This is a genomic window from Mycobacterium sp. 1482292.6 (genome assembly GCF_001672995.1).
Taxonomy (GTDB): domain Bacteria; phylum Actinomycetota; class Actinomycetes; order Mycobacteriales; family Mycobacteriaceae; genus Mycobacterium; species Mycobacterium europaeum_A.
On record NZ_LZKV01000109.1, the window covers coordinates 23501 to 30995 of the forward strand.

The window sequence follows — 7495 nt, forward strand, 5'->3', positions numbered from 1 at the left end:
GACAGATATGACTGAGGCTGTAAAGGTCCGCTTCGAGCCGAAAATGATGATCGACGGCAAGCTCGTCGAGGGCCAGGCCGGTACCTTCACCAACATCAACCCGGCGACCGAAGAGTCCCTCGGCGAGGTTTCCGATGCCTCGAAGGAGGACATGCATCGGGCCATCGACGCCGCCCGGCGCGCCTTCGACGAGACCGACTGGTCGACCAACAAGGAGCTGCGCAAGCGCTGCCTGCTGCAGCTGCACGAGGCGATCGAATCCGAGATCGACGAGCTGCGCGAGGAGCTGATCCTCGAGGTCGGCTCGCCGCGGGCCATCACCTTCGGGCCTCAGCTGGACGCGCCGCTGGAAGACGGGCTGAAGTACCCGGCCCGGCTGATTGACGAGTACGCCTGGGAAACCGACCTGGGCGACAAGGTGATCAGCCTGACCGGCACGCTGACCACCCGCAAGGTGTGGCGGGAACCGGTGGGCGTCGTCGGCGCGATCGTGCCGTGGAACTTCCCCTTCGAGGTCACCCTCAACAAGCTGGGCCAGGCGCTGGGCACCGGCAACACGGTGGTGCTCAAGCCCGCACCGAACACGCCGTTCAACGCGAACCGGCTGGGCCGGCTCATCGCCGAGAAGACCGACATCCCCGCCGGCGTGGTCAACGTCGTCACCGCCTCGGACCACTTCGTGGGTGAGGAGCTGACGCTGTCGCCGAAGGTCGACCTGATCTCGTTCACCGGCTCGACGGTGGTGGGCAAGCGGATCATGGAAAAGGGCGCCGCCACGATGAAGCGGCTGTTCCTCGAACTCGGCGGCAAGTCGGCCACCATCGTCTTGGAGGACGCGGACTTCGCGACGGCCTGCATGGTCGGCATCGCGCCCTGCATGCACGCCGGTCAGGGTTGCGCGAACCCCACCCGGCTGCTGCTGCCGCGGTCCCGCTACGACGAGGGCGTGGAGATCCTGAAGAACATCTACGAGAACGTCACATGCGGCGACCCACAGGACCCGGGAACGTTGTGTGGGCCGGTGATCTCGCAACGGCAGTTCGACCGCGTGACGGGCTACATCCAGAAGGGCGTCGAAGAGGGCGCCACGGCGCTGGTCGGCGGCCCCGGTGCGGAAACGGGCTTCGACAAGGGATACTTCATCCGGCCAACGCTTTTCACCAATGTCGACAACAAGATGACCATCGCGCAGGAGGAGATCTTCGGCCCGGTGCTCTCGGTCATCCCTTTCGACGACGAAGAGGACGCCATCCGGATCGCCAACGACAGCGTGTACGGGTTGGCCGGCAACGTGTTCGCCGGCTCCCTCGAGCGTGCGCTGTCGGTGACCCGCCGCATCAAGGCCGGCTTCATGGGCGTCAACGGGGGCGCCCCGTACGGTGCCGACACGCCGTTCGGCGGCTACAAGGAAAGCGGTGTGGGCCGCCAGAACGGTGTGGCCGGATTCGACCAGTACACCGAGATCAAGTCGGTCGCCTACCCGGCCGTGTAGCAAGGTTCCCCTTCGGCGAGATTGCCGTCAGGGTCGCGATTTTCGGCTTGATCGCGACCGTGGCGGCAATCTCCGTTTCTGGCCCTCATTTTCGTGCTCCTCGGCTTGACCTAATATTTGTTCAGCCTTAGATTGGCTGGAGAGGTCGCGTCGCCCGGGTTGACGTCGGTGCGCGGTTACCTGGATGCCTAGGAGTCCTGTTGAACGAATTCGATTCGGTGGATTTCTTCACCGACCTGTCCCTGATTCCCGACCCGTACCCGTACTTCGACCACCTGCGCGCGCGGTGCCCGGTGCTGGCACGACCCGAGCAGGGCGTCCTGGCCGTAACGGGTCACTCCGAAGCGCTCGCGGTCTACAAGGATCCGGCGTTCTCGTCCTGCGTCTCGGTCGCCGGCCCGTTTTCGGGGCTGCCGTTCGAGCCCGAGGGCGACGACATCGGCAGCCTGATCGAACAGCACCGGTCGCAGATCCCGATGAGCGAACACATCGTGACGCAGGACCCGCCGGAGCACGCCAGGACGCGAGGCCTGCTCAGCCGCCTCCTGACCCCCAAGCGGCTCAAGGAGAACGAAGACTTCATGTGGCGGCTCGCCGATGAGCAGCTCGACGAGTTCGTATCCGGAGGCCGCTGCGAATTCCTCGACCAGTACGCGCGGCCGTTCTCCGGCCTGGTCATCGCCGACCTGCTGGGAGTTCCCATCGAGGATCACGAAGAGTTTCGGGATGTGTTCTCGGGCAAGTTCTCCGGTGGCGTGGAGGACGATTCGGTGACGCGCGCGCACAATCCGCTGGAATACCTCGACGAGAAATTCACCACGCACATCACCGACCGCCGCCGAGCGCCGCGCGAAGACGTGTTGACCGAGCTGGCCCAGGCGAAGTATCCCGACGGTTCGACTCCCGATGTCATCGACGTCGTCCGGCTGGCGACGTTCCTATTCGCGGCCGGCCAGGAAACCACGACGAAGCTGCTGAGCTTCGGCGTCCGCACGCTCGCGGAGAACCCGGAGTTACAAAAGCTGCTCCGCGAAGACCGCGGCCGCATACCGAATTTCGTCGAAGAGACGCTGCGGATGGAAAGCCCGGTCAAATGTCACTTCCGGATGGCGCGCACGACGACGTCGATCGGTGCCACCGAGGTCCCGGCGGGAAGCACCGTCATGTTGCTGCCCGGTGCGAGCAATCGGGATGCGCGAAAGTTCGAGCAGCCCGACGAGTTTCGCATCGACCGGCCCAACGTGCGAGAGCATGTGGCCTTCGGTCGCGGCAATCACTCGTGCCCGGGCGCACCGCTGGCCCGCGCGGAAGGGCGAATCTCGTTGAACCGCATACTCGACCGGATGGGGGACATCGCGATCGCCGAGGCCGAGCACGGGCCGCCGGACGCCCGTCGCTACACCTACGACCCGACCTGGCAGATGCGGGGCCTGTCCGAGCTGCACCTCGAATTCACCCCGATGTCGTGACTTCCCACCAAATCGGCGAGTGGGATCCCGGCTTCACCGAGCGCTTCGTCACCGCGGCAGAACCCCTGGCGCGGCGCTGGTTTCGCTTCGAGGTGCGAGGGCTGGAATCGGTGCCGCCTCGTGGCGGTGCCCTGATCGTCGGCAACCACTCGGGCGGCATGCTCACGCCCGACGTGCTGATCTTCGCGGCGGCGTTCTACCGAAGATTCGGCTACCGACGCCCGCTGTACACGCTCGGCCATGACGGGATGTTCGTCGGGCCGATGTCGCGATGGCTGACCCGGCTGGGCGTCATTCGCGCCACCTCCGCGAACACCGCGCGGGCGCTGCGGTCCGGCGGTGTGGTGCTGGTGTTTCCGGGCGGCACCTATGACGCCTATCGACCGACGCTGGCCGAGAACGTCATCGACTTCAACGGCCGCACCGGCTACGTCCGGGCGGCGATCGACGCGCGGGTGCCGATCGTGCCGGTGGTCTCCATCGGCGGCCAGGAAAGCCAGCTGTTCCTCACCCGCGGCACGTGGCTGGCCAAGCGGCTGGGCCTGTCGCGCTGGCGCTCGGACATTCTGCCCATCACCGTGGGGTTTCCGTTCGGGCTCAGCATGCTCGTGCCGCCCAACCTGCCGTTGCCGACCAAGATCGTCAGCGAAGTCCTCGAACCGATCGACGTCGCCACCCGGTTCGGCGATCAGCCCGGCGTCGCCGACGTCGACGCGCATGTCCGTTCGGTCATGCAGGCCGCCCTGGACGGCCTGGCTCGCCAGCGACGCTTTCCCGTCCTGGGCTAGGGCCTCGCCGTGGCTTGCGGCATCGCGCCCGGCACGGTCGCCACGTCATCGGACAACCCTGCGGCAGCGCGGATTTCGCGGAATGCGCCGACCATGGCGTCGGTGAGTTCATGGGGGTCGCCGAGGGTGCGGTCGTCGGCGATCACCGATATGTTCAGCTGATCGACGTAGCTCCACACGGTGATGTTGATCCCGCAGGCGGTGATCAACGGTCCGGCGGAATAGATTTCGCTGACCGGGGCGCCGGCGAAACGGCCCCGCTCACGCGGCCCCATCACGTTGGAGATCGGAATGTTGAACAACCTGTTTCGGGTGTACCGCCGGGCCAGCCATCGGAACGCCAGGGGAGCGGCAGCGCCGGGCAGGTAGCTGATCAACTTGCCATAGAGTTCCGGGCCGAACAGCTCGTTGTTCTCCTTGGCGATCGTCGTTGCCACGGACGTCAGGCGCACGCGCCGCAGCGGATCGCCGATGTGGGTGGGTAGCGACACCGCCATGCCCCCGAGCTCGTTGCCGCTGATCCGCTGCGGCGACCTGTCCGTAGTGGCCGGGACGGAGGCGACCAGGGGCTGGTTTGCGCTGCCGTCGTAGCGCAAGAGCAGTTCACGCAGTGCGCCCGCCGCGATCGCCATCACCATATCGTTGATGGTGATCTGCAGCTGCCTACCGGTCTGTTTGACCTGAGGTAGCGACAGCGTCGCGGTGGCGAAAGTCCTTGCCGGAGAGACGATATGGTTGAGGAAAGTCGGCGGCGCGTGCAGCATCCGGGCGAGGTCCGGTTGGCTGCCGCGCTGCCGGGCGCGCCGCCGCAGCCGCCGCGCCCCGCCGAGCGCCTCGGCTATCACCCCGGGTAACGCGGCGGCCTGCCGGGCATGATCCGCGGCGGCCGCACGCAGCAGCCGCGCCGTCGAGGGCGGAATGCACGTGGTGTCGTTGTCCCGGTCGTCCTGCACCGGGCCGGTCAAATCCATGAGCCTGGTCAGCAGATTGGCTGAGGCGACGCCGTCGGCCAGGGCGTGGTGCATCTTGCCGATGATCGCGAACTTGTTGTCCGCCAAGCCTTCGGCGAAGTGGAATTCCCACAGCGGACGGTCGCGGTCCAGTGGCACCCCGGCAATCTGGCCGATCACCCCGTCGAGCTCCCGACGGCCACCCGGGGTGGGCACCCGAACGCGCCGCACATGATAGTCGAGGTCGACCTCGCAATTCTGCAACCACATCGGGTGATGCAATCGCCACGGGATGTCGATCAGCTTGTAGCGCAACGGATCCAGCCGATGCAGTCGCCGGTGCAGCGTGCGCCGGAAAACGTCGAAGCTGACCTCGCCGTCGTAGCCGGCGGCGTCGACGATCGCCACCTTCAAGGTGTGGGTATGCAGGTTCGGCGTCTCGCTGTACAGCAGCATCGCGTCCATGCCGTTGAGCCGCTTCACCCGACCATTATTGCCCTGCACCCGCGGTCGTGAGAACAAAATTCTGGTTCGGCGGCACGCGGCGAGCCCGGCTTCGCGCCAGAACCACCCCCGGGCTCCACCCGCCCAACCCCTTGGTTGACAATCGACGCAAGACTCCATTCTTTTCGAAGTCCACGTGTCAAAGGAGACAAGACCATGGCTGAAGCCGTCATCGTCGAGGCAGTGCGTTCACCGATCGGCAAGCGCAACGGCGGATTGTCCGGGGTGCACCCGGCGGATCTTTCCGCGCAGGTGCTCAACGGCCTGGTCGACAAGGCGGGCGTCGACCCGGCCCTGGTCGACGACGTCATCTGGGGCTGCGTCATGCAGGCCGGCGAGCAGGCCCTCGACATCGGCCGCACCGCCCTGCTGACCGCCGGCTGGCCCGAGACCGTCCCGGGCGTGACCGTGGACCGCCAGTGCGGTTCGAGCCAGCAGTCCATCCACTTCGCGGCCGCCGGCGTCGTCGCCGGACACTACGACGTCGTCGTCGCCGGTGGTGTCGAGTCGATGTCGCGGACCCCGATGGGCGCCTCGCTGGCCAACGGCGGGCGCCCGTATCCCCAGGCCTTCCTGGACCGCTACCAAGGCCAGATCCCCAACCAGGGCATCGGCGCGGAGATGATCGCCGAGCAGTGGGGGTTCGACCGCACCACGCTGGACCAGTTCAGCCTCGACTCGCACGAAAAGGCTGCCGCCGCACAGGATTCCGGAGCATTCGATGACCAGATCGTGGGCATCAAGGATCAGGACGGCAACGTGGTTCTCAAGGACGAAGGCATCCGCCGCGGCACCCCGATGGAGAAGATGGCCTCGCTGAAGCCGGCCTTCAAGGAGGACGGCGTGATCCACGCCGGCAACTCCTCGCAGATCTCCGACGGCTCGGCGGCGATCCTGTTCATGTCCGCCGAGAAGGCCAAGGAACTGGGGCTCAAGCCGATCGCCAAGGTGCACACCGCGACGCTGGCCGGAGCCGACCCGGTGATCATGCTGACCGCGCCCATCCCGGCCACCCAGAAGGTGCTCAAGCGGTCCGGGCTGTCCATCGGCGAGATCGGCGCCTACGAGGTCAACGAGGCGTTCGCGCCGGTCCCGCTGGCCTGGCTCAAGGACATCGGCGCCGACGAGAGCAAGCTCAACCCCAACGGTGGCGCAATCGCGCTGGGTCACCCGCTCGGCGGATCCGGTGCCCGGATCATGACCACCCTGCTGTATCACATGCGGGACAAGGGAATTCAGTACGGGCTGCAGACCATGTGTGAAGGTGGCGGCCAGGCCAACGCCACCATCGTGGAACTGTTGTGACCCAGCCGCCGGGGGCCCTGGCCGAGCGTCGGGGCAACGTGATGGTGATAACCATCAACCGGCCGGAAGCCCGCAACGCGGTGAACGCCGCCGTCAGCATCGGCCTCGGGGATGCGCTCGAAGAGGCGCAGCACGACCCCGAGGTGCGGGCGGTGGTGGTCACCGGCGCCGGCGACAAATCGTTCTGCGCCGGGGCCGACCTCAAGGCGATCGCGCGCCGGGAGAACCTGTATCACCCGGACCATCCCGAATGGGGCTTCGCCGGATACGTGCACCACTTCATCGACAAGCCCACGATCGCGGCGGTGAACGGTACCGCCCTGGGCGGTGGCACCGAGTTGGCGCTGGCCAGCGATCTGGTGGTGGCCGACGAACGCGCGCAGTTCGGTTTGCCCGAGGTCAAGCGCGGGCTGATCGCCGCCGCGGGCGGCGTGTTCCGCATCGTCGAGCAGTTGCCCCGCAAGGTGGCGATGCGGCTGCTGCTGACCGGCGAACCGCTGTCCGCGGCCGCCGCCTGCGAATGGGGCCTGATCAACGAGGTCGTCGCGCCGGGCTCCGTGCTGGACGCCGCGCTGGCCCTGGCCGAGCGCGTCACCGTCAACGCGCCGCTGTCTGTGCAGGCCAGCAAGCGGGTGGCCTACGGAGTCGACGACGGTGTCGTCGTCGCTGACGAACCGGGCTGGGAGCGCACCATTCGCGAGATGAAGGCGCTGCTCAGGTCCGAGGACGCCAAAGAGGGGCCGCTGGCGTTCGCCGAGAAGCGGGAGCCGGTCTGGAAGGCGCGCTAGTGCCGGCGCGGTATCAGCGCTAATGCGCGAGGATGTTCACCCCGCGGCCGAACAGCGCGGGTAGCAGCGCGCAGGTCGGGACGACGGCGCGGCGCACCGGCCGCGGCGTGCTGGCCAGCACCAGCGCGCGGGTGAGCAGCCGGTAATCGCGGGTGATCCGGTGCCACGCCGTCTCGTATGCGGCCGGCCGCTCATTGAC

Annotated in this window: 6 protein-coding genes and 1 pseudogene; 5 read left to right on the top strand and 2 right to left on the bottom strand. The window is 67.1% G+C overall.

Annotated features, from left to right (window positions below; all coding sequences use genetic code 11):
* Positions 1 to 7 precede the first annotated feature (7 nt).
* The 3 genes from A5624_RS11475 to A5624_RS11485 all read left to right on the top strand — a co-directional run bounded on the left by A5624_RS11475 (position 8) and on the right by A5624_RS11485 (position 3749).
* Positions 8 to 1492, top strand: a complete 1485-nt coding sequence (locus tag A5624_RS11475) for an aldehyde dehydrogenase family protein (protein WP_066866165.1) — start codon at positions 8 to 10, stop codon at positions 1490 to 1492.
* Positions 1493 to 1692: 200 nt separating this feature from the next.
* Positions 1693 to 2961 carry a cytochrome P450 gene (locus A5624_RS11480; protein WP_066866167.1) on the top strand — a complete coding sequence of 423 codons (1269 nt, stop codon included), beginning with the start codon at positions 1693 to 1695 and terminating at the stop codon, positions 2959 to 2961.
* Entirely contained in the window at positions 2958 to 3749 is a 792-nt protein-coding gene (locus tag A5624_RS11485) for a lysophospholipid acyltransferase family protein (RefSeq protein WP_082990542.1), read from the top strand. The genes A5624_RS11480 and A5624_RS11485 overlap by 4 nt, the downstream gene beginning before the upstream one ends.
* Here the strand turns inward: A5624_RS11485 and A5624_RS11490 are convergent.
* Positions 3746 to 5182, bottom strand: a complete 1437-nt coding sequence (locus A5624_RS11490) for a wax ester/triacylglycerol synthase family O-acyltransferase (RefSeq protein WP_066866169.1) — start codon at positions 5180 to 5182, stop codon at positions 3746 to 3748. The genes A5624_RS11485 and A5624_RS11490 overlap by 4 nt on opposite strands.
* A gap of 177 nt (positions 5183 to 5359) precedes the next feature.
* On the opposite strand from A5624_RS11490, the gene A5624_RS11495 reads away from it, so the two are divergent.
* Together A5624_RS11495 and A5624_RS11500 are read left to right on the top strand one after the other, a co-directional pair.
* Positions 5360 to 6508, top strand: coding sequence for a thiolase family protein (locus A5624_RS11495; protein WP_066866172.1), 1149 nt, complete (start codon positions 5360 to 5362; stop codon positions 6506 to 6508).
* Entirely contained in the window at positions 6505 to 7296 is a 792-nt protein-coding gene (locus A5624_RS11500) for a crotonase/enoyl-CoA hydratase family protein (RefSeq protein WP_066866173.1), read from the top strand. The genes A5624_RS11495 and A5624_RS11500 overlap by 4 nt, the downstream gene beginning before the upstream one ends.
* Before the next feature lie 19 nt (positions 7297 to 7315).
* Here A5624_RS11500 and A5624_RS11505 read toward each other — a convergent pair.
* Positions 7316 to 7495: pseudogene (locus tag A5624_RS11505) on the bottom strand (monooxygenase); the annotation flags it as partial.